The 19,368-nt window shown below is 60.2% G+C and carries 19 protein-coding genes; 4 read left to right on the forward strand and 15 right to left on the reverse strand.

Going from position 1 to position 19,368, the window contains the following annotated elements; translation table 11 throughout:
• Positions 1-108 precede the first annotated feature (108 nt).
• Both Aeroheme_RS10280 and Aeroheme_RS10285 read right to left on the reverse strand, forming a co-directional pair.
• On the reverse strand, positions 109-1,386 hold the full coding sequence (locus Aeroheme_RS10280; protein WP_368169610.1) for a tyrosine-type recombinase/integrase: 1,278 nt from the start codon (positions 1,384-1,386) through the stop codon (positions 109-111).
• A 288-nt stretch (positions 1,387-1,674) separates the two neighbouring features.
• Positions 1,675-1,980, reverse strand: coding sequence for a YebG family protein (locus Aeroheme_RS10285; RefSeq protein WP_139743885.1), 306 nt, complete (start codon positions 1,978-1,980; stop codon positions 1,675-1,677).
• A gap of 256 nt (positions 1,981-2,236) precedes the next feature.
• Between Aeroheme_RS10285 and Aeroheme_RS10290 the strand changes: the two genes are divergently transcribed.
• The 4 genes from Aeroheme_RS10290 (at position 2,237) to rsmF (ending at position 7,635) form a co-directional block, all read left to right on the forward strand.
• Positions 2,237-2,881, forward strand: a complete 645-nt coding sequence (locus Aeroheme_RS10290; RefSeq protein WP_106886778.1) for a paraquat-inducible protein A — start codon at positions 2,237-2,239, stop codon at positions 2,879-2,881.
• Positions 2,859-3,467 carry a paraquat-inducible protein A gene (locus tag Aeroheme_RS10295; protein WP_411165774.1) on the forward strand — a complete coding sequence of 203 codons (609 nt, stop codon included), beginning with the start codon at positions 2,859-2,861 and terminating at the stop codon, positions 3,465-3,467. Before Aeroheme_RS10290 ends, Aeroheme_RS10295 begins: the two co-directional genes overlap by 23 nt.
• Before the next feature lie 55 nt (positions 3,468-3,522).
• The gene (locus tag Aeroheme_RS10300; protein ID WP_408819381.1) at positions 3,523-6,075 is read left to right on the forward strand and encodes an MlaD family protein; all 2,553 of its coding nucleotides are present in this window, start codon (positions 3,523-3,525) and stop codon (positions 6,073-6,075) included.
• A 129-nt stretch (positions 6,076-6,204) separates the two neighbouring features.
• The gene (gene rsmF, locus Aeroheme_RS10305; RefSeq protein ID WP_411165775.1) at positions 6,205-7,635 is read left to right on the forward strand and encodes a 16S rRNA (cytosine(1407)-C(5))-methyltransferase RsmF; all 1,431 of its coding nucleotides are present in this window, start codon (positions 6,205-6,207) and stop codon (positions 7,633-7,635) included.
• Positions 7,636-7,856: 221 nt separating this feature from the next.
• Here rsmF and Aeroheme_RS10310 read toward each other — a convergent pair whose 3' ends face one another.
• The 13 genes from Aeroheme_RS10310 to plsX all read right to left on the reverse strand — a co-directional run bounded on the left by Aeroheme_RS10310 (position 7,857) and on the right by plsX (position 19,361).
• Entirely contained in the window at positions 7,857-8,144 is a 288-nt protein-coding gene (locus Aeroheme_RS10310) for a RepB family protein (protein WP_234689969.1), read from the reverse strand.
• Positions 8,145-8,369: 225 nt separating this feature from the next.
• On the reverse strand, positions 8,370-9,398 hold the full coding sequence (locus Aeroheme_RS10315; RefSeq protein WP_411165776.1) for a site-specific integrase: 1,029 nt from the start codon (positions 9,396-9,398) through the stop codon (positions 8,370-8,372).
• A 287-nt stretch (positions 9,399-9,685) separates the two neighbouring features.
• Positions 9,686-10,465, reverse strand: a complete 780-nt coding sequence (locus tag Aeroheme_RS10320) for a TatD family hydrolase (protein WP_106886784.1) — start codon at positions 10,463-10,465, stop codon at positions 9,686-9,688.
• 18 nt (positions 10,466-10,483) lie between these two features.
• Entirely contained in the window at positions 10,484-11,431 is a 948-nt protein-coding gene (gene holB / locus Aeroheme_RS10325) for a DNA polymerase III subunit delta' (RefSeq protein ID WP_411165777.1), read from the reverse strand.
• The gene (gene tmk / locus Aeroheme_RS10330; protein WP_338886687.1) at positions 11,416-12,042 is read right to left on the reverse strand and encodes a dTMP kinase; all 627 of its coding nucleotides are present in this window, start codon (positions 12,040-12,042) and stop codon (positions 11,416-11,418) included. Before tmk ends, holB begins: the two co-directional genes overlap by 16 nt.
• The gene (gene mltG / locus Aeroheme_RS10335; protein WP_162520022.1) at positions 12,042-13,043 is read right to left on the reverse strand and encodes an endolytic transglycosylase MltG; all 1,002 of its coding nucleotides are present in this window, start codon (positions 13,041-13,043) and stop codon (positions 12,042-12,044) included. Before mltG ends, tmk begins: the two co-directional genes overlap by 1 nt.
• Entirely contained in the window at positions 13,033-13,839 is an 807-nt protein-coding gene (gene pabC, locus Aeroheme_RS10340; RefSeq protein ID WP_290028208.1) for an aminodeoxychorismate lyase, read from the reverse strand. The genes mltG and pabC overlap by 11 nt, the downstream gene beginning before the upstream one ends.
• 67 nt (positions 13,840-13,906) lie before the next feature.
• A complete protein-coding gene (fabF, locus tag Aeroheme_RS10345; RefSeq protein ID WP_025326982.1) occupies positions 13,907-15,148 on the reverse strand; it encodes a beta-ketoacyl-ACP synthase II in 1,242 nt (413 codons plus the stop codon).
• Between the two features lie 82 nt (positions 15,149-15,230).
• Positions 15,231-15,467 carry an acyl carrier protein gene (acpP, locus tag Aeroheme_RS10350; RefSeq protein ID WP_005300909.1) on the reverse strand — a complete coding sequence of 79 codons (237 nt, stop codon included), beginning with the start codon at positions 15,465-15,467 and terminating at the stop codon, positions 15,231-15,233.
• A 157-nt stretch (positions 15,468-15,624) separates the two neighbouring features.
• Positions 15,625-16,359, reverse strand: coding sequence for a 3-oxoacyl-ACP reductase FabG (fabG, locus tag Aeroheme_RS10355; protein WP_043131873.1), 735 nt, complete (start codon positions 16,357-16,359; stop codon positions 15,625-15,627).
• A gap of 13 nt (positions 16,360-16,372) precedes the next feature.
• Positions 16,373-17,308, reverse strand: a complete 936-nt coding sequence (gene fabD / locus Aeroheme_RS10360; protein WP_368169742.1) for an ACP S-malonyltransferase — start codon at positions 17,306-17,308, stop codon at positions 16,373-16,375.
• Between the two features lie 67 nt (positions 17,309-17,375).
• The gene (locus Aeroheme_RS10365) at positions 17,376-18,335 is read right to left on the reverse strand and encodes a beta-ketoacyl-ACP synthase III (RefSeq protein ID WP_139434511.1); all 960 of its coding nucleotides are present in this window, start codon (positions 18,333-18,335) and stop codon (positions 17,376-17,378) included.
• Between the two features lie 6 nt (positions 18,336-18,341).
• Positions 18,342-19,361, reverse strand: coding sequence for a phosphate acyltransferase PlsX (gene plsX, locus Aeroheme_RS10370; RefSeq protein WP_408753232.1), 1,020 nt, complete (start codon positions 19,359-19,361; stop codon positions 18,342-18,344).
• Between the last annotated feature and the right edge of the window lie 7 nt (positions 19,362-19,368).

Genomic DNA, 19,368 nt, shown 5'->3' on the forward strand with positions numbered 1-19,368 from the left:
TTAAACGTAATCATGAATTATGCGCGGTCTGTATGAAGGCGATTGGCGGGTATTTTTTCCCGCCATATAACGTTTGGCAGATACGCTGGGTAGCACTTTTACGGACACTCATTCATGCAGGCGATCCAGCGGCTTATGGTTGGCACTCTCGTGGCGTTCGCTGTTGCCGGTGTGCAGGTATTTGGAGGTGGTGTCTATGCTGTCGTGTCCCGCGTCTGCCTGTACGTGTGACAGTGGCCGGCCATGCAGGTTGATGTCGTGGGTGATGCCGGTATGGCGAATGGAATGCGGCGTCAGGGTACGCATCTCGGCGGCATCCTGGGCAAAGCCATCTTGCTCGGCCAGGCTGGCCGCTTGCTCGAAGACAGCAATCACCAGATCCCGCAGTTGGCGGATCCCGAGATTGGCGTTGAGCTCGCCTTGCTCCCGGCCATGGGCCGCCGCCTTGTGGCGCACGAAGAGCGGCGTCTGTTCGCCCGGGGCTGGCAGCGGCGAGAGCCCAAGAAAGGTGCGATAACGTGCCAGTGCATCCAACAAGGCCTGGGAGACGGCCACGGTGCGGCGTTTGCCGCCCTTGCTGCGTGGTATGTCATAGCCCCAGACGCCGGTCTTGCTGTCGCGGCGAAACTGGCTCATGACGGGGCTGAAGCCCGGTCTGGCCGCCACCTCGGAGATACGCAGATAACAGGCGTACATGAGGCAGATGAGAAACCGGCTGCGCTCATGCTGGGCCGGGCATTCGGTTGCCAGCCGCTCGGCGGCCTGCATCACATAGGACCACTGCAATTCGGTAAAGGACTGGGCCTCTTCACCGACATCCTGGCTGTCCGGCCGCTTCACCCGTTGCAGCAGGAGTGCCGGATTGCGGTCCATGTACTCCTCCTGGATCAGGAACTGGAAGAAGGCCGACAGTATGGCGAGCTTGGTCTTCATCGCCTGCTCGCTCAGACGATATGGCAGCTCGCGGCCCAGCTCCCGCTTGCCGAGAAACGGTCGCCACAAGGGGTTGGGCAAGCGCTCTCCCCACTCCTTGTCGAGCACGAACTGGGCCACATTTCGGTATGCGATAAGCCCTTGTGGCGGAGCCTGGCAGTAGTCGAGGTAGCGCATCATGATGCGCCTGGTGAGATCCTTGGGGCTGATGGCCACCTCGCAGAAACACCAATGCAGGAAGGTGGTCAGCTCGCTGCGGTAGGTCTTGTAGTTGTTCTCGCTGTGGCGTTGCTCCAGCAGCCAGTCGACGGCCAGCTCATAGACGAGGCCGGCATCGGGTACATTGCCCAGGCTGAGAGTGGCCAGATACTGGTTGACCTGGGGATTGCCCGCCTCCAGATGGAGCAGATTATCGAACAACGGCATGGCGGGTGGCAGTGACGGATGAGTCATGATGGTGCTTGTGAGTCTTGTTGAGTGAAGCTGGCTCGGCGCCGCGCAATCCTGATGCCGATAAATGGGGTTATCGGCATCAGGGGATGCCAGATGGCCCGGGGATGAGTCCTCAAGGCTTCCCTGGCGGACCGCGGACACTATGGTATATGGTGTTTATTCAATGACTATGCAGTCTTGTTGGAAATTTCTCGGGGTAAATAGCGACAAAAATGACTGAAAATGGACTCTTATTGAATATTGTGGGGCGGAAGCCAGGGTTGGACGCCCTGCCCCGCCCTTATTCTGTCAGGCCACGCTCTTGAGGGATTTTCCCTTGGGCTTCTCGGTATCCACCTTCTCTTCCTTGGGGCTGATCCCCTGCCCCTTGCCACCGCGCAGCACGTTTTGCAGCAGATCCCGCTGCTCGGCCAGGTAAAAGGCGAGGCTCTCCTGCTGCTCGGGTGCCAGCTGAACCGGTGCCCCGGCCAGCAGCGTCATCAGTTCATCGGCGGTATCCAGCAGCTTGTCATAGGCATCTGCCTCTTTCTTGCTGGCAAAGGTCATCTTCTCCACTCCCCCACGCACGACAACATACTTGATCTCAACGGCCATAGTGGCGTCCTCCTTATGATAGTGACTGCAAGTATATGTATGAATATACAGTGTTGCAAATAACACTCAGGATCCGCCACCGCGCCCATCACTGCATCATCTCCCCTTGGTCCGGCAACCGTGTTCCGTGTTTCTCTCTATGGCCCAGCGGGTTGCCCGGCCAGGCCATCTTTTCTTGGTCAGAGGTTTCGCTCCGGCAAGACAGCGAGGGCGTTTTAGGGTAAATTTTATCAATTCCTTCAACAGGTTGAATCGTATGTCGGATCCCCACTCCGTGATCGTCTGCCCGGCGTGTGACTTGCTGATCGAACGCAAGCTGCTGCCCCTGCGTCGTCACGCCCATTGTCCGCGCTGTCACCAGCATCTCTATGGGCGCTATGCTTTTCGTCCTTCCCAGCTGATGGCCCTCACCATCACCGGCTTCCTGCTGCTCCCCTCCGCCTTCTTCGAACCCCTGCTCTACCTGCGCCTGGCCGGGGTCAACTCCGATGCCAACCTGCTCAAAGGCATTCTGATGCTGTTTGAGGAGGGGGAACTCTGGGTGGCGAGCCTGGTGCTCTGGTGCGCCGTGCTGGCGCCGGCGGGGTTGCTGCTCGGCATCTTTGCGCTTGCCTCCGGCCTTGCCAAACGCTGGCACATGCTGGCCCCGACGCTCAAGGCCGTGGAGGTGTTCCGGCACTGGGCCATGCTGGAGGTCTACATCGTCAGCCTGATGGTCGCCCTGTTCAAGCTGATCGACATCGCCGACGTGCGTCTGGGGGGCGGTCTGCTCAGCCTCGGGATATTGATGCTGCTCAACATGACGCTGCTCATTCTCTTTGACCCCGCCCCCTACTGGGAGCGGATACCGCTGCACAACGCCTCGCAGGAGCCGGATCATGATACCGACCAGCGCCCGTGAACTCGGGCTCTGCCGCTGCCACACCTGCGGCCTGCTGGTGCGCTACCAAAGTGCCATGAGCTGCCCTCGCTGCCACAGCCCCCTGCAGATGCGGATCCCCCGTTCGCTCGCCTGGTCATGGGGCCTGCTGGCGCTCGCCACCTTCATGCTGCTGCCCGCCAATCTGCTGCCCATCACCCACTTCTACAACAAGGGATTACTGCAGTCCGATACCATTTTCAGCGGTATCATGGCGCTCTATCGCAGCAAGATGTCGGGCATCGCCACCATAGTGCTGACCGCGAGCATCATAGTCCCCATCGGCAAGATACTGGGGCTGGGCTGGATCTGCTGGCAGTTGCAGCGCAGCAAGCCGGTGCGGCGCAAGCGTCAGCTCATCGTGTATCGCATCATCGATTTCATCGGTCGCTGGTCCATGCTGGACCTGTTCGTGATCTCGTTGATGGTGGCCCTGGTGGATCGCGGTGTCTTGCTCAACGTGCGGGCCGGGCCAGGGGCAACCGCCTTCGCCGGCGTGGTGATCCTCACCATGATGTCGGCCCGGATGCTCGACACCCGTCTGCTGTGGGACAAGGCGGCCCGTTAATGCATTTTTTCTGTATCGGATGTGCTGTGCATCACAGCCAATTTAAGGAGTCTGTATGATCGGGGCTGAACCCGTCATTGAGAAACATCGCTGGTTATCCCCAGTCTGGTTGTTGCCCTTCATCGCCCTCTTGCTGGCGGGTGGTTTCATCTACCAGCAGTGGACGAGCAGCGGTCAACTCATTCGCATCAACTTTGCCCAGGGCAACGGCATCTTGCCGGGCAAGACCCAACTGCGTTATCAGGGGGTGGCCATAGGGGTGGTCCAGGATCTGGAGCTGGCACAGGACGGTCGCAAGATAGCCGTACTCGCCAAGGTCGACAGCCGCGCCCGCCCGCTCATCCGCAAGGGCTCCGACTTCTGGCTGGTGAGCCCCAAGGCCTCCCTCACCGAGATCTCGGGTCTAGATACCCTGGTCTCCGGCAACTACATCAACCTGCAACCCGGTCGGGACAACAACCCGCTGGAGGACGAGTTCGATGCCCTGGACGGCCCTCCCCCCGGCTATCAGGCCCAGGGGCGCACCCTGCACCTGACCGCCGACTCCCTGGGGTCGGTCGGCATCGGGGCCAAGATCTACTTCCGCGGGCTCGAGGTCGGCAGCGTCATCAATACCCGCCTGGGAGAGGATAACCAGAATGTGATCCTGGATCTGGTGATAGAGCCGCGCTTCGAGCACCTGGTCAAGGTGGATACCCGCTTCTGGAACATCAGCGGCATCAAGGGCTCCTTCAGCCTGGCCGGTGTCAGCGTGGAGGCTGGCAGCCTCACCTCCATATTGAGCGGCGGCATAGCGTTCGACTCCCCCAAGGAGTCGCCCGTCGCGCAGAAGGGGCTCAATTTCACCCTCTATAAAGGGCTGGCCGAGGCGGCCCGGGGCGAGCGCATCAGCATCCAGGCGGGGGATCTGCCAGTCAAGGAAGGCATGCCCATCCTCTATGAAGGGATAGAGATTGGCAGGATAGACCCCATTCGCCTGACCGGGCAGGGCCGGGTCGTCACGGCGCTGATCAACCCCGAGCAGGCATTTCGAATGACCGGCAAGAGCCGTCTGGTCTGGGAGACTGTCTCCCTCTCCCCCACCGGGGTCAAGCACGCGGATCGCCTGCTGGCCGGACCGGCCATCCGTCTCGACTATGTGGCAGGTGAAAAGGTCAGCACCATGACGCTGGCGAGCCAGGAGCAGCGCGATGGCATCAAGCTGACCCTGCAGGCGGACGATCTCGCTGGCTTGAACGAGGGCGCCCCGCTCTGGTTCAAGGGGTTGCAGATAGGTCAGCTGGGCGCGCTGACTCTGGATGCCAAAGGCAATGCCAGCGTCAGTCTGGTGGTGAACGAGGGTTATCAGCATCTGCTGAAGCGGGCCCGTTTCTATCGCGCATCCCCCTTGCAGGTGCAGGCCGATCTGAGCGGCCTCAAGGTGGAGACCAGCCCGGCGAGTGCCTGGCTGGCAGGCGGGATCAAGCTGGTCCAGGCCACCGGGGGGGAGCGTATTGACCGCCTCTACCCCAGCCAGGAGCTGGCCCTGCTCGGCAGCCGTGATGCAAGACCCGAGCGCTGGACATTGCGCGCCGAGCAAGCTGACGGGATAGGCGTAGGCTCCCCCGTCCTCTATCTGGGGCTGGAGGCGGGCAAGGTCAAGGCGTTGAAAGCCGAGGAGCGCGGGGTGGCCATCACCCTGGAGATAGACGCCGTCTACGCCCCCCTGCTCAAGCAGCAGCCCCAGTTCTGGAAGAAGGCGGCCATCGACGGCAAGATCCGGCTCGACGGGGTGCAGGTCAAGATGGGCAACCTCGCCACCCTGCTTCGCGGCGCCATCGAATTTGACCGGCTCGGCACCGGCCGCAGCAGTCATCAGCTGTTTGACAGCAAGGAGCAGGCCAGCACCCAGGTGCGCACCCTGACCCTGACCGCCGACAGCAATCCCGGGCTCGGGGTGGGCAGTCCCATCCGTTATCGCGGGGTGGACATCGGCAAGGTGGAGCAGATCGAACTGGATCCCACCCTGGGTCAGGTAAGCTTCAGGGCCGAGCTGGATGGGCAGTACGCCGCCCGTTTCCTGCAGAGCGGAGCACGCTACACCCTGGTGCAGGCCAAGCTCGGGCTGGGGGGCGTCTCCCACCTCGACACCCTGATCAAGGGCGCCTTCGTGGAGGCAAGCCCGGGCCAGGGCGCGGGCAAGGAGCGTTTCCCCCTGAGTCAGAGCACCCCCATCGGATTGGCCCTGACCCTCAAGAGCCCCTCCGTCAGCGGCATCAGCGTCGGCAGCCCCCTGCTGTTTCGCAAGATGGTGGTGGGCAGCGTCAGCGGGGTGGCGCTGGCCCGGGATGGCAGTGAGGTGCTGATCGAGGTGAACGTCGCTCAGGAATATGCCCACCTGGTACGCGCCAACAGCCGCTTCTGGAACGTGTCCGGGGTCAAGGCCGACATCGGCCTGACCGGCGGCACCATAGAGGTGGAAACCGTGCAGAGTCTGCTGACCGGCGGCATCGCCTTCAACACCCCGGAGCGGGAGATGGGGCCGACCGTCAAGGCCGGCCACCACTACCCGCTCTATGGCAAGGCGGAGAAGGAGTGGCTGGAGTGGAGCCCCCGCATCCAGCCCTGATGTTCCCCTGACCCTTTGACTCAAGCCCGGCCCAGCGCCGGGCTTGCTCGTTTTGCCCATCGCCCATTCAGAATATTCCGACCCCTGTGGTACTATGTCGCCCCTCTTTTGGGTCAGCGAGACGGCACTGTGCACGACAATACCTACCTTCCCGAACACTTCCTGCGTCATATCGCGGACATCATGCCGGCCCATCTCTCCATGGATGCGTTCGTGGCGAGCTGTCAGCGGCCGCTGCGGCGCAGCATCCGGGTCAACACCCTCAAGATCTCTGTGCCCGACTTCGTGACACGCATGGCGCCACTGGGCTGGCAGCTGGATCCCGTGCCCTGGTGCGAGACCGGCTTCTGGCTGACCCGTGCCGACGAGAGCGTGCCCCTTGGCAACAGCGCCGAGCACCTGTGCGGCCTCTTCTACATCCAGGAGGCGAGCTCCATGCTGCCGGTGACGGCGCTCTTTGCCAGCGAGCGGATAAAGCACGATGGCATGCTGCTGGATGCGGCGGCGGCGCCCGGCTCAAAGACCACCCAGGTAGCGGCCCTGATGGACAACCAGGGCATGCTGGTTGCCAATGAGTTTTCCAGCAGCCGGCTCAAGGTGCTGAGCGCCAATATCCAGCGCTGTGGCGTGACCAATGTGGGCATGACCCATTTCGATGCCAAGGTATTTGGCCAGTGGTTGCCGGAAACCTTCGATGCCATCCTGCTCGATGCCCCCTGCTCGGGGGAAGGCACTGTGCGCAAGGATGAAGATGCCCTGCGCAACTGGAGTCTCGAGAGCATCGAGGAGATTGCCGCTGTGCAACAAGGCCTGCTGGAGAGTGCCTTCCACGCCCTCAAGCCCGGCGGCGTGCTGGTCTACTCCACCTGCACCCTGAGCCTGCAGGAGAACCAGGCCGTCTGTCAGTCCCTGCGAGACAAGTTCGGCGACGCCCTGAGTGTCGACTCCCTGGCCGACCTCTTCCCCGGTGCCGGGCAGGCCTGTACCCCTGAGGGTTACCTGCATGTCTGGCCCCAGATCTTCGACAGCGAGGGCTTCTTCGTCGCCAGGATCAGCAAGCATCACTCAGTGCCGAACACCATGTTCAAGCCGGGCAAGCTCGGCAAATTCCCCTTCTCCCCTCTGCCGGCGAAAGAAGCCGAGCCCATGTTGCGGGAGATAGAGGCGAGCTTCGGGATAGTTCCGCGCGGCCAGCTGTGTGGCCGCAATGACGAGATCTGGCTCTTCCCTCACGCCTTTGAGCAGGTTCAGGGCAAGCTGCGCTTCGATCGCATCGGCATCAAGCTGGCGGAAACCTTCAAGAAGGGTTATCGCCTCACCCATGAATGGGCGCTGGCTTACGGCAGCCTGGCCACCCGGGGATGTGTCGAGCTGGATGCCGCCAACGGGCGTGAATTCATGATGGGACGGGATGTCTGGCCCGAGCTGGCTCCGGGAACGGGGGAAGTGATCGTCCGCTATCAGGGGCATCCGCTTGGTATGGGGAAATGGGTGGGGAGTCGCATCAAGAATGCCCTGCCCCGTGAGTTGGTGCGGGACAACAACTTGTTCAATGAGTGAGATGTCGGCGGCCATTTCAAGGACAGACACCTGTTCGAGTCTGGAAAACCCACACTCTGGTTGAACTTTTAGTCACTTCTTGAAATGCCTCGCGCCTTGTCTAAGCTTAAGGCAATCCGCATATCAATTAGCGCACGGCTCTGCAAGGAGCCAATTCCCCTATGCCAGGTACAAGGAATTCGTACCTGGCTTTTTTTATTCCCACGATTTGCTCACTCTGCTCAATCTATGGTGTCCGACCGAGATTGCTCTTCATGGTGAGCGTGCTGGTCACTGTGCTCTTCAACATATTGCGGCACCAGCTCGTGCTGATAGAGCAAGTCGATCGCCTGCTCGATGAGGGAGGCCTGGTTGTCTTCCAGATGCTGACCGAGCTCCTGCAACCGCTCGGCGTGGCGATTGCTGATCCAGCATTGCAGCCTGCTGTGGGTTTCCTGCTTGCGTTTCACGTGTTGGCGTTGCCGCTCGGCATTGTCTTGCGCCACATTCATCTTCATTTCCTGGCTCATACGACCTTGCTAACTAAGAGAGTGGAACTTGTTATCTCTCACCTCTGCTCGATTAGAGGCGCCGGAATGACACTCCCCTGCAAAGGGGTAAGAGCCGCCGCCTGTACCTGGCTCTTTTCCCTTCATGGTACTGACGCTTCACCGGCACTGCGTCGGAGGGCGATAAATATATCATTAAATCAATCAGATGGCATTTAACATAAAAAATGCCGTGGCGCGGTTATCTTACAGCAAGCCTGCGAGGGCATGATCGGAGAACTTGTGCGCATCGTCGAAATACTCCTGCAGGGTACGCATGTCCTTGTGCCGTGTCACCTCGATGATCTTGTTCATGGGCTTGCCCGCGGTTACCGCCGAGGTGATGAAGCCTCGGCGCAGGCTGTGGCCACTGACATAGAGATCGTCGATGACCTGGCCGGTTCGCCGCTTGATCATCAGGTTGATGCCTTGCGGACCCAGGGGCTCTGCGGTGAGCTGCCCCCAGCGGGTCATGCGACGAAACAGTGGCCCCTGGCTTATGCGGCTTGCTTTCAACCAGCGGCTGAGGGCGGTTACCGGGCAATACTGCTTACCGGGAATGAGTGCTATCTCGGTTTCATGGAGCTGATGCTTGCTCGGCTTGAGCCGAAGCCGGATCCCCTGCCCCACGAAGTCGAGATCGCCCACCTCGATGCGAGCCGCCTCCGAACGGCGCAGGGCGCCGCTGAACATCAAGAGCAGCAAGGTGTGATCCCGCAGCCCCGCCAGGGTGGAGGTGTCTATCTCGTCGAGCACCCGGATCAGGGGTTGCAGGGTCAGGGCTCCCGTCTTGCGCTTGCGGTTATCACCGAGGCGCACTATGCCCCGCATCATCTCCTTTATTTCCACATGTTCGGTTGGCATGGGATGAATGTCCTTCTGCTTGAAGGCATAGCGGATACCGGCCAGCCGCCTCACCAGGGTGGCCGGTTTTCGAGGCTCCCCGTTACGCAGCTCCCCCTTCCCCTCCTCTTTATCCAGCCATACCCAGTCCGCCAATATGCCGTCGGCCTGATCCGCCAGAAAGTTCATGATGTCGTGATGACTGGTTTGCAGCGGATCCAGTCCATGCAACTGGCACCAGAATACGAAGATACGGGTATCAGCCTGATAGGCATTGAGGGTGGAATCCGCTTTTGCACTGCGCAGGAAACGCCGGGCACGACTATTGAGCGCAGGATCGAACACAGTCTGCAATGACTGATGTGCAGGTGGTGAAATGGTTGGATAGGCCACGTAAGTCTATGATTCGATATGGAGTTTAGCAGGATCTTACAGGATCTTTCAGATCCATCAAGTATCGATAATGAATATTATCGATACTTATAGAATGTTGATTTAATACCTCCAACCTCCCGGGATTATGAGCAGGATCACTTCGTATCCGTCACTGGCGTTTTCCAGAAGATGAGTCCGAACCTGATATTTCGGTGAGAGATAACGATGTAGGTAATTGATATTGGTGGGGGTAATCAGGTTGATGATTTTAAATAAAGAGCCCCGGCAGACGGGGCTCTTTATGATTATTTCTTCGCCATCTTGAATAGCTCAAAGAAATTGTGGCTGGTGGCCTCTGCCAATTCGGCCAAGGGTATCTGCCGCAGATCCGCAATAAATTGCGCGACGTCTCGCACGAAGGCGGGTTCGTTCTCCCTCCCCCGGTGAGGAACAGGGGCAAGATAAGGAGAGTCCGTCTCTATCAGCAATCGCTCCAGTGGCAATGCCTTGACCACGGCCTGCAGTGCCGAGGCATTCTTGAAAGTGGCTATCCCCGAGATGGAGATATAAAACCCCATCTCCATGGCGGCCTGAGCCATCTCGAGAGACTCGGTGAAACAGTGCAGCACGCCCCCCACCTGATCGGCCCCCTCTTCACGCATGATCTGCAAGGTGTCTTGTTGGGCATCCCGGGTGTGGATGATGAGGGGCTTGTTCAGGGCCCGGGCCACCCGGATGTGTTCCCGGAAGGAGGCTTGCTGCACCTCCTTGTTTTCCGGCGAATAGAAGTAGTCGAGCCCGGTTTCCCCTATGGCCACCACTCTTTCATCCGCCGCCTGGGTCAGCAGCAAGGGGGCGTCCACACCGGGATCCTGATTGAGGGGGTGGACGCCACAGGAGGCAAACACCTGGGGATAAGGGGCGATCGCCGCCAGCATGGTCGGGAACTGCGCCTGGGTCACGCTGACGCAGAGAAAATATCCCACATCCCGTTTCGCGGCCTTGGCCAGGACATCGGCCATGTCGGTCTGCTTGCTGCCATAGCTGAGGCGGTCGAGATGGCAATGGGAATCAACGAGTAACATAGACAACCTTGTATCTTGTCATAACCAGCGATTGAGCCAGTTCATCAGATGGATGGTGGGATTGGAGAGTTGACCCGGCTGGCAGGCGGCCTTGAGCGTCACCAGCTGCTGCTCCGCCTCCAGCAATCTTTCGCTGGAGTGGCGCTCGGCCAGTTGCTCGCTGAGGGCAGTCAGATCCGGCATCGCCAGCTGATGATGGCCACAGCCCGCCTGGATCTTGAGGGCATCGCACAGGAAGAGTTGCAACCAGTGCAACCTGATCTGACTCTCCTCCGCCAGCTGGGAACAGACACTCGCCGCCCGGGTCGGCGTCTGTGACAGGGAGACGAAGCTCTCGAGCAGCATGCGTCTGGCCCCATCCTGCTGCTCTTCGATGTAACTGAGCACCCGAAGTGGCGCCCCCTGACAGATCCGTACCTGGGCCTGAGTGGCCTGATGACCCTGTTCACTCAGCCAGCGCAGTGTCTCCCCCTCAGTCGGTAGCTGACAGACATGCTTGTGACAACGGCTGAGGATGGTGGGCAGCAGGCGGGAAACCCTGGAGGCGATCAGCAGCAGCAGACTGTCGCCGGCCGGCTCTTCCAGGGTTTTCAGCAGGGCATTGGCGGCGGACTCAGTCATCCGCTCCGCGTCCGGAATGATCACTACCTTGCCGCGTCCCAGCTGGGAGGTGCTCTGCAGGCGGCCGCAGATCTCGCGGATGGCCTCGACCCCTATGCTCTTGCTGTCGGCACCTATAATGCCGAGATCCGGGTGATGACCCTTGTCCAGCAGCTGGCAGGCGTGGCAGTGACCGCAGGGTTCACCGCGATCCGGTTGCTGGCAGAGGTGCAGACGCGCCAATCGTTCTGCAAGCTGCTCCTTGCCAAGACCGGGATCCCCGAGCAGCAGCCAGGCGTGGCCCAGGCGACCGGCCTGGGCGGTCTGACTCAGGGCCTGCCAATCCGGGATCAGCCAGGGATACATAGGGTGCTGTCCAGTGCGGCTTCGATGGCGGCCTTGACCCGATCCGGCGTCTGGCTCGCATCGATCACCAGTATGCTGTCATCCTTGGCCGCGAGTTCCAGGTAGCGGGTGCGGGTGCGCTCGAAGAAGCTGAGTTGCTCCAGCTCGATCCTGTCGAGCTCGCCGCGATGGCGGGCACGTTGCAGACCGAGGGCGGGATCGATGTCGAGGTAGAGGGTCAAATCCGGCTTGAAGTCGCCGAGCACCGCCTGCTTGATGGCACCGATGAGCTGGGCATCGATGCCGCGACCGCCCCCCTGATAGGCCTGGGAGGAGAGATCGTGCCTGTCCCCCACCACCCAGATGCCCTCGGCCAGCGCCGGCTTGATCCGGGTCTCCACGAGTTGCACCCGGGAGGCATACATCAGCAGCAACTCGGCTTCTATGGTGAGGCGCTCGTCGTGCACCTCCTTGACGATGGCGCGCATCCGCTCCGCCAGGGGGGTGCCGCCCGGCTCACGGGTACACTCGATCCTGTCGATGCCATGGGCATGCAGATAGTCGGTCACATAGCGCACCGCGGAGCTCTTCCCTGCCCCTTCCAGTCCTTCAATCACGATAAATTTAGACATTAGGGTTTCTTCAATATGAATTCGCGAACCGCTCTATTGTGTTCATCGAGGGTCCTGGAGAAATAGTGGGCCCCGCCCCCCTTGGCGACGAAATAGAGATAGTCGGTCGACTTGGGGTTGAGCGCCGCCTCGATGGAGGCCTTGCCCGGCATGGCGATGGGGGTGGGCGGCAAGCCATCGATCACATAGGTGTTGTAGGGGTTCACATCGGTGAGATCGCTGCGGCGAATGTTGCCGTCATAGCGATCCTTCACCCCGTAGATGACGGTAGGATCTGTCTGCAGCTTCATGCCAAGGCGAAGCCGATTGACGAACACGGAGGCGATCTGCGCCCGCTCATCCGGTTGGCCCGTCTCTTTCTCGATGATGGAGGCCATGATGAGCGCCTCATAGGGCGTCTTGTAGGGCAGATTGGCCTGCCGCTTCTCCCAGCGCTCCTGCAGGAAGGCCTTCATGTCCTGATAGGCGCGGCGCAAGATCGAGATGTCGCTGGCATGGGTGGTGTAGGCGTAGGTTTCCGGCAGGAACCAGCCTTCCAGCTTGCCGTTGTCGATGCCAAGCTCCTGCGCCAGCTCAGTTTCGCTCTGCTCCACGGTCAGCCTCTCCAGGTAAGGGGCGCTCGAGAGCTGTTTCAACCAGTCCTCGAAACGGGAACCCTCGACAAAGGTCAGGCTGAAGTGAAACTCCTTGCCGGAGGCAAACAGGGAGAGGGTCTCCTTGAGCGGGGCCCCTTCCTTGATCTCATAGGTACCCGACTTGATGGCGACCAGTTCGGGGTGACCACGCAGCCAGAGCCGCACCGCCCAGGGGCTGGTTTCCCCCTCCCCCAGTTCGGCAATCAGGCGCGCCGCATGGGCGCCTTTTTCGACGGTAAAGAGGCGCGTCGGCCCCTTGTTGGTGAGCGTCTCCACCTGCTGCCATTTGTAATACACATAACCCCCGGCGACGGCAACGGTCAGGGCTGCCCCCGCGAGCAGGGTGTAGAGCCGATTAAACTTCAATGACCAAACGCTCCTGTAAACGGCGGATCAATACCGGGCTGGGATAATGCACATCCCCAATGCTGGTGACCGGCACTATGCCCATCAGGGTATTGGTCAACCAGACTTCTTCAGCCTGCCACAGTGACTCCAGCGGAGCCTCCACGACACGCAGCTCAATGCCCATCTGTTTAAGCATCATGATCACGCGCTTGCGCATGATGCCATCTATCCCTGCGCGGGAGAGATCCGGTGTGAACACCGTCTTGCCACGACGCCAAAACAGATTCGCGCTGACTCCTTCTACCAGAAATCCACGGCTGTTCAATACTATACCTTCGACTCCACCCCGCGCGGCAAGTTCGCTTTTGAGCAGAACTTGTTCCAGACGACCCAGGGTCTTGAGCCCTGCCAGCATGGGAGCATCGCCGAGCTGTTGCTGGCAGATCAGGGCGGCGATGCCGTTTTGCTGCCAGCCAAGGTAGTGGGCCGGGTATGGTGCCAGGGAGACGATGCGGGTGGGCGTGTTGCATCCCGCGCCATCATAGCCCCGTCCCCCGCTGCCACGGGTCAGCACTATCTTGGCGACAGCCTGCGTCTGCCCTGCTGCCAATTGCACCACCTCGGCGGCCAGGCTATCCCAGGGAAGTTCCGCAAATCCGAGTCTGGCGCAGGCATGTTGCAACCTGGCGAGGTGTGCCGGCCACCAGATCACCTGCCCCTGCTTCACCAGCATGGTGGTGAAATGGCCGTCCCCGTATGCCAGCCCTCTATCCCTGGCGGACACTGCTTCTGTCGGTATTCCATTAATCAGCAAGGGGATCCCTCCGATAAAAAAGGCCCGATACGGTCGTATCGGGCCTTAGCATTTCGCCCAAAGCGAATTATACGCGTTTGAAGATCAGGGAGCCATTGGTGCCGCCGAAACCAAACGAATTGGAGAGGGCATATTCAAACTGGCCGGGTTTGGCCACATGGGGCACCAGATCCAGATCGCACTCCTCATCCGGGTTGTCCAGGTTGATGGTGGGCGGTGCCACCTGATCGCGCAGGGCCAACACAGTGATGATCGCCTCGATGGCCCCCGCCGCCCCCAGCAGGTGGCCGGTCATGGACTTGGTGGAGCTGATCATCAGGGCGCTGGCATGTTCGCCAAACACCTCTTTCATGCCACGCAGTTCGGCCACATCACCCAGCGGGGTGGAGGTACCGTGGGCATTGATGTAACCGATCGCCTCCGGCGCTATGCCGGCATCCTTGATGGCATTCTTCATGGCGCGAGCGCCACCGTTGCCATCAGAGGGGGGCGCAGTCATATGGTAGGCGTCGCCGCTCATGCCAAAGCCAACCAGCTCGGCATAGATCTTGGCGCCACGGGCCTTGGCGTGTTCGTACTCTTCCAGCACCAGTACCCCGGCGCCATCACCCAGCACGAAACCGTCGCGATCCTTGTCCCAGGGACGGCTCGCCTTTTGCGGTTCGTCGTTGCGGGTAGAGAGCGCCTTGGCCGCCGCAAAGCCACCCATCCCCATGGGGGTGGAGGCTTTCTCGGTGCCGCCGGCGACCATCACGTCCGCATCACCGTAGGCGATCATCCGGCCAGCCATGCCGATGGCGTGGGTGCCCGTGGTACAGGCCGTGGTCACAGCGATGTTCGGGCCCTGCAGCCCTTTCATGATGGAGAGATGACCGGACACCATATTGATGATGGTGGATGGCACGAAGAAGGGGCTCAGCTTGCGCGGGCCGCCGTTGACCAGGCTGCTGTGGTTCTGCTCGATGAGACCCAGACCGCCAATGCCGGAACCGATGGCAACGCCGACCCGCTCCGCATTCTCTTCGTTGATGACGAGGCCGGAATCATCCAGTGCCTGCACCCCCGCCGCCACGCCGTACTGGATGAAGAGATCCATCTTGCGGGCTTCTTTGCGGTTGATGCCGTATTGTTCGGGATCGAACTCTTTGACCAGGCCTGCGAAACGGGTCGCAAACTCGCTGGCATCAAAGTGATCGATGAGAGAAATGCCGCTCTGCCCGTTGAGCAGGGCTTGCCAGCTGGATTCGGCAGTATTGCCCACAGGGGAAAGCATCCCCAGGCCGGTTACCACGACTCTGCGTTTTGACACTGAGCTAGTCTCCGAGAGGTATTTTGAAAGGGAGTAAACATAAAAGAAGCGGCCCTTGGGCCGCTTCTTTCAGAACAGGAACTTATTCCTGATTAGCGGTGATGTAGTCGATAGCCGCTTGAACAGTGGTGATCTTCTCGGCTTCTTCATCAGGAATTTCGGTATCGAATTCTTCTTCCAGCGCCATTACCAGTTCAACGGTATCCAAAGAGTCAGCGCCCAGGTCGTCGACGAAGGAGGCAGCGTTCTTGACGTCTTCCTCTTTAACACCCAGTTGTTCGATGATGATTTTCTTTACGCGTTCTTCGATGTTGCTCATGACCTGAATTTTCCTTTAAAAATACGCTATTGCGTCTGGTTGGGGTAGTGTATTCAATTGACGTGAGTTTGCAAGTGACTTGCCGCTGGTCAAACCACGAAATTCGCCAAACTTCGGCGTATTATCGCAAATTTGAACAGATCTCACGACAAATTGATTACACCATGTACATCCCGCCATTAACATGCAGGGTTTCGCCGGTGATATAGGCAGCGTCGTCAGACGCCAAGAATACCACAGCGGCAGCAATTTCTTTCGGATCACCCAAACGGGCGGCAGGCACCTGATTCATGATGCCGGCACGCTGTTCTTCATTGAGCGCCTTGGTCATGTCGGTTTCGATGAAACCGGGGGCCACCGCATTCACCGTGATGCCACGGGAAGCCACTTCACGGGCCAATGACTTGGTAAAGCCCACCAGGCCCGCCTTGGCGGCAGCATAGTTGACCTGACCGGCGTTGCCCATGGTACCGACCACGGAGCCGATGCTGATGATGCGACCATGGCGCTTCTTCATCATGGCACGCAACACCGGCTTGCTCAGACGGTAGAGGGAGGTGAGATTGGTGTCGATTATCTCGTTCCACTCGTCATCCTTCATCCGCATCAACAGGTTATCGCGGGTGATGCCGGCGTTGTTGATGAGGATGTCGATGTCGCCAAAGCGTGCCTTGATGGCGGCAAAGACGGTTTCGATGGATTCCTGGCTGGTCACGTTCAGTGCCATGCCGCAGCCCTGCTCGCCCAGATAGGCGCTGATGGCCTCGGCACCGCTCTCGCTGGTCGCGGTTCCCACCACTTTCGCGCCACGGGCCGCAAAAGTTTCGGCAATCGCACGGCCTATGCCACGGCTGGCGCCGGTGACCAGCACAACTTTATCGGTAAAACTCATGACTTGCTCCTGTTTATTTGACTTGGGCCAGCGCCTGCTCGAAAGAGGCGGCATCGTTGGCGTGAATGCCTTCCACGCGCGGGTCGATGCGCTTGGCCAGCCCGGTCAACACCTTGCCCGGTCCCATCTCGATCTCGAGGGTGACGCCGTCGTTTGCCATCCGCTCTACCGTCTCGGTCCAACGGACCGGGCTGAACAGCTGACGCACCAAGGCTTGCTTGATGGTGGCCGGATCCTGTTCACAGGACACGTCGACATTATTGATGACTGCGATGGTTGGAACCTTGATCTCGATCCCATCCAGCGCGGCGGCCAGTTTTTCGGCGGCGGGTTTCATCAGGGCGCAGTGGGACGGCACTGAGACCGGCAGCGGCAGTGCACGCTTGGCGCCGGACTCTTTCATCAGCACGTTGGCGCGCTCGACCGCTTCCTTGTGACCGGCGATGACCACCTGGCCCGGGGAGTTGAAGTTGACCGGAGAGACCACCTGGCCTTGCGCCGCTTTCTCGCAGTTGGCGGCGATGGAGTCGTTGTCCAGACCTATGATGGCGGCCATGGCACCTGTGCCTTCCGGCACGGCTTCCTGCATGGCCAGACCACGCAGTTCAACCAGCTTGACCGCATCGGCAAACGCCAGGGCACCGCTGCACACCAGGGCGGAATATTCGCCCAGGCTGTGACCGGCCATGACGGCGGGGGTTGCCCCGCCCTGCTGTTGCCACAGGCGCCACAGGGCAACGGATGCAGTCAGCAGTGCCGGCTGGGTGCGCCAGGTCTTGTTCAGATCCTCGGCGGGACCATTCAGCACCAGGGCACACAGGTCATAGCCCAGCACCTGGCTCGCCTCGGCGAAGGTCTCTTTAATCACGGCGTGTTGCTCGGCGAGTTCCGCCAGCATGCCGACGCTCTGGGAGCCTTGTCCCGGGAAGGCAATGGCAAATCGGGTCATCATTGATTCCTTTAAGGTAAGACGAAATCGGTAAGCGGGCGCCCGAGACTCGCGGCGCCGCTTGGTATCAGAGGCGAACCAGCGCCGAGCCCCAGGCAAAACCGCCGCCGAAGGCTTCCAGCAATACTAGCTGGCCCGGTTTGATACGGCCGTCACGTACCCCTTCATCGAAGGCGATGGGCACGGAGGCGGCGGAGGTGTTGCCGTGGCGATCCAGGGTCAGGATCACCTTGTCTAGCCCCATGCCGAGTTTCTTGGCGGTGGCGTTGATGATACGGAAATTGGCTTGATGCGGGACCAGCCAGTCCAGCTCGCTCGGAGCTATGTTGGCGGCAGCCAGGGTCTCGGTCACGATCTCGCTCAGGCGCGTCACCGCAACCTTGAAGACATCGTTGCCCTTCATATACATGTAGGCTTCGAGCTCGGCACCCGGCATGCCACGACGAGGCTGCGGCAACTTGAGCAGTTCGCCATAACGGCCGTCGGCATGCAGGTGGGTGGAGAGGATACCGGGGGTCTCGCTCGCCCCGATCACCACGGCACCGGCTCCATCCCCGAACAGTATGATGGTGCCCCTGTCTTCCGGATCGCACATGCGAGAGAGCACGTCGGCACCGACCACCAGGACATGGCGAGCGGCACCGGACTTGACGAACTGATCGGCAATGGAGAGCGCATAGGTGAAACCGGCGCAGGCCGCCGCCACGTCAAAGGCCGGGATCCCCGGTACCTCGAGCAGCCCCTGCAGTTCGCAGGCCGCGGCCGGGAAGGCGTTCTCGGCGCTGGTGGTCGCCAGCACTATCATGTCCAGATCGGCAGCGGTCAGGCCCGCGGCATCCAGCGCCCGCAAGGCCGCCTGATGAGACAGGGTCGCGACGCTCTCGTCGCTCCCGGCGATGCGGCGTTCACGGATCCCGGTACGTTCCACGATCCACTCGTCACTGGTTTCAACCATCTGCTCAAGATCGGCGTTGGTACGAACCGAACTCGGCAGATAACTGCCAGTACCCAGAATTTTGCTATGCATAGAGTTTTATAAATCCCTGTCGGAAAAGACAGATTCAAGGCGATCTGCAATTTGCAATGGAAGTTGGTGTTTGGCTTCTTGTGCGGCCAGCAGAATCGCATGACACAGAGCGCGGCGCTCGGCCCGCCCATGGCTTTTTACCACAATGCCGCGCAATCCTAACAGACTCGCGCCATTATACTGGTCGGGGTTCAGGTAAGAAAAACGCCGTTTGAACATAAATCCGGCGAGTCGACCAAGAAAACTGCGTTTTTTGCGAGGATATCCGGCCAGTTCGGCCATCATCCGCACCACGCCCTCTGCGGTCTTGAGCGCCACATTGCCGACGAAACCGTCACAGACGATGACGTCGCTGTCACCGCTGAAGATCCTGTCCCCCTCGATGAAACCGACAAAATTGAGTGCGGCGCACTGGCGCAACAACTCGGCGCTGTGGCGTACCAGGTCATTGCCCTTGATCTCCTCCTCCCCCACGTTGAGCAGCGCCACCCGGGGGGACGCTATCCCCTCGACCTGCTCGGCCACCACTGAGCCCATCACCGCAAATTGCAGCAAGGTGTCCGCATCGCAGCTCACGTTCGCCCCCAGATCCAGCATCACAGTACGCTTGCCGCTCAGTGTCGGCAGCGCCTTGATGAGGGCGGGTCTGTCGACCCCCGGCAGGGATTTGAGCACGCATTTGGCCATGGCCATCAGGGCACCGGTATTGCCGGCACTGACGCAGGCATCGGCCTCACCGGCTTTCACCAGATTGAGCACAACCCGCATGGAGGAATCTTTCAGGGTACGCAGCGCCACGATCGGCTTTTCGCCCATGCTCACGACCTGGGATGCATGTACGAGACGAACGCGGGGATGAGTCAGCAAGCCATGTTGCTGCAACAGAGGGGCGATCAGGTGTTGGTCACCGACCAGAACAAGATTTAGTTGAGGCAGAAGAGACAGTGCCTGCACGGCGGCAGGCACTGTTTCAGAGGGGCCAAAATCTCCCCCCATTATGTCTAGCGCGACAGTTTGCGTAGACAAAGGCAAT

The organism is Aeromonas sp. DSM 116730 (assembly GCF_046581335.1).
Taxonomy (GTDB): domain Bacteria; phylum Pseudomonadota; class Gammaproteobacteria; order Enterobacterales; family Aeromonadaceae; genus Aeromonas; species Aeromonas rivipollensis.

Coding starts and splice junctions, on each gene's coding strand:
- tmk (WP_338886687.1), bottom strand. CDS start 12,042: ATGTCTAAATTTATCGTGATTGAAGGACTGGAAGGGGCAGGGAAGAGC.
- Aeroheme_RS10365 (WP_139434511.1), bottom strand. CDS start 18,335: ATGCATAGCAAAATTCTGGGTACTGGCAGTTATCTGCCGAGTTCGGTT.
- Aeroheme_RS10290 (WP_106886778.1), top strand. CDS start 2,237: ATGTCGGATCCCCACTCCGTGATCGTCTGCCCGGCGTGTGACTTGCTG.
- holB (WP_411165777.1), bottom strand. CDS start 11,431: ATGTATCCCTGGCTGATCCCGGATTGGCAGGCCCTGAGTCAGACCGCC.
- Aeroheme_RS10320 (WP_106886784.1), bottom strand. CDS start 10,465: ATGTTACTCGTTGATTCCCATTGCCATCTCGACCGCCTCAGCTATGGC.
- Aeroheme_RS10310 (WP_234689969.1), bottom strand. CDS start 8,144: ATGAGCCAGGAAATGAAGATGAATGTGGCGCAAGACAATGCCGAGCGG.
- acpP (WP_005300909.1), bottom strand. CDS start 15,467: ATGAGCAACATCGAAGAACGCGTAAAGAAAATCATCATCGAACAACTG.
- Aeroheme_RS10300 (WP_408819381.1), top strand. CDS start 3,523: ATGATCGGGGCTGAACCCGTCATTGAGAAACATCGCTGGTTATCCCCA.
- fabG (WP_043131873.1), bottom strand. CDS start 16,359: ATGAGTTTTACCGATAAAGTTGTGCTGGTCACCGGCGCCAGCCGTGGC.
- Aeroheme_RS10280 (WP_368169610.1), bottom strand. CDS start 1,386: ATGACTCATCCGTCACTGCCACCCGCCATGCCGTTGTTCGATAATCTG.
- Aeroheme_RS10285 (WP_139743885.1), bottom strand. CDS start 1,980: ATGGCCGTTGAGATCAAGTATGTTGTCGTGCGTGGGGGAGTGGAGAAG.
- Aeroheme_RS10295 (WP_411165774.1), top strand. CDS start 2,859: ATGATACCGACCAGCGCCCGTGAACTCGGGCTCTGCCGCTGCCACACC.
- fabD (WP_368169742.1), bottom strand. CDS start 17,308: ATGACCCGATTTGCCATTGCCTTCCCGGGACAAGGCTCCCAGAGCGTC.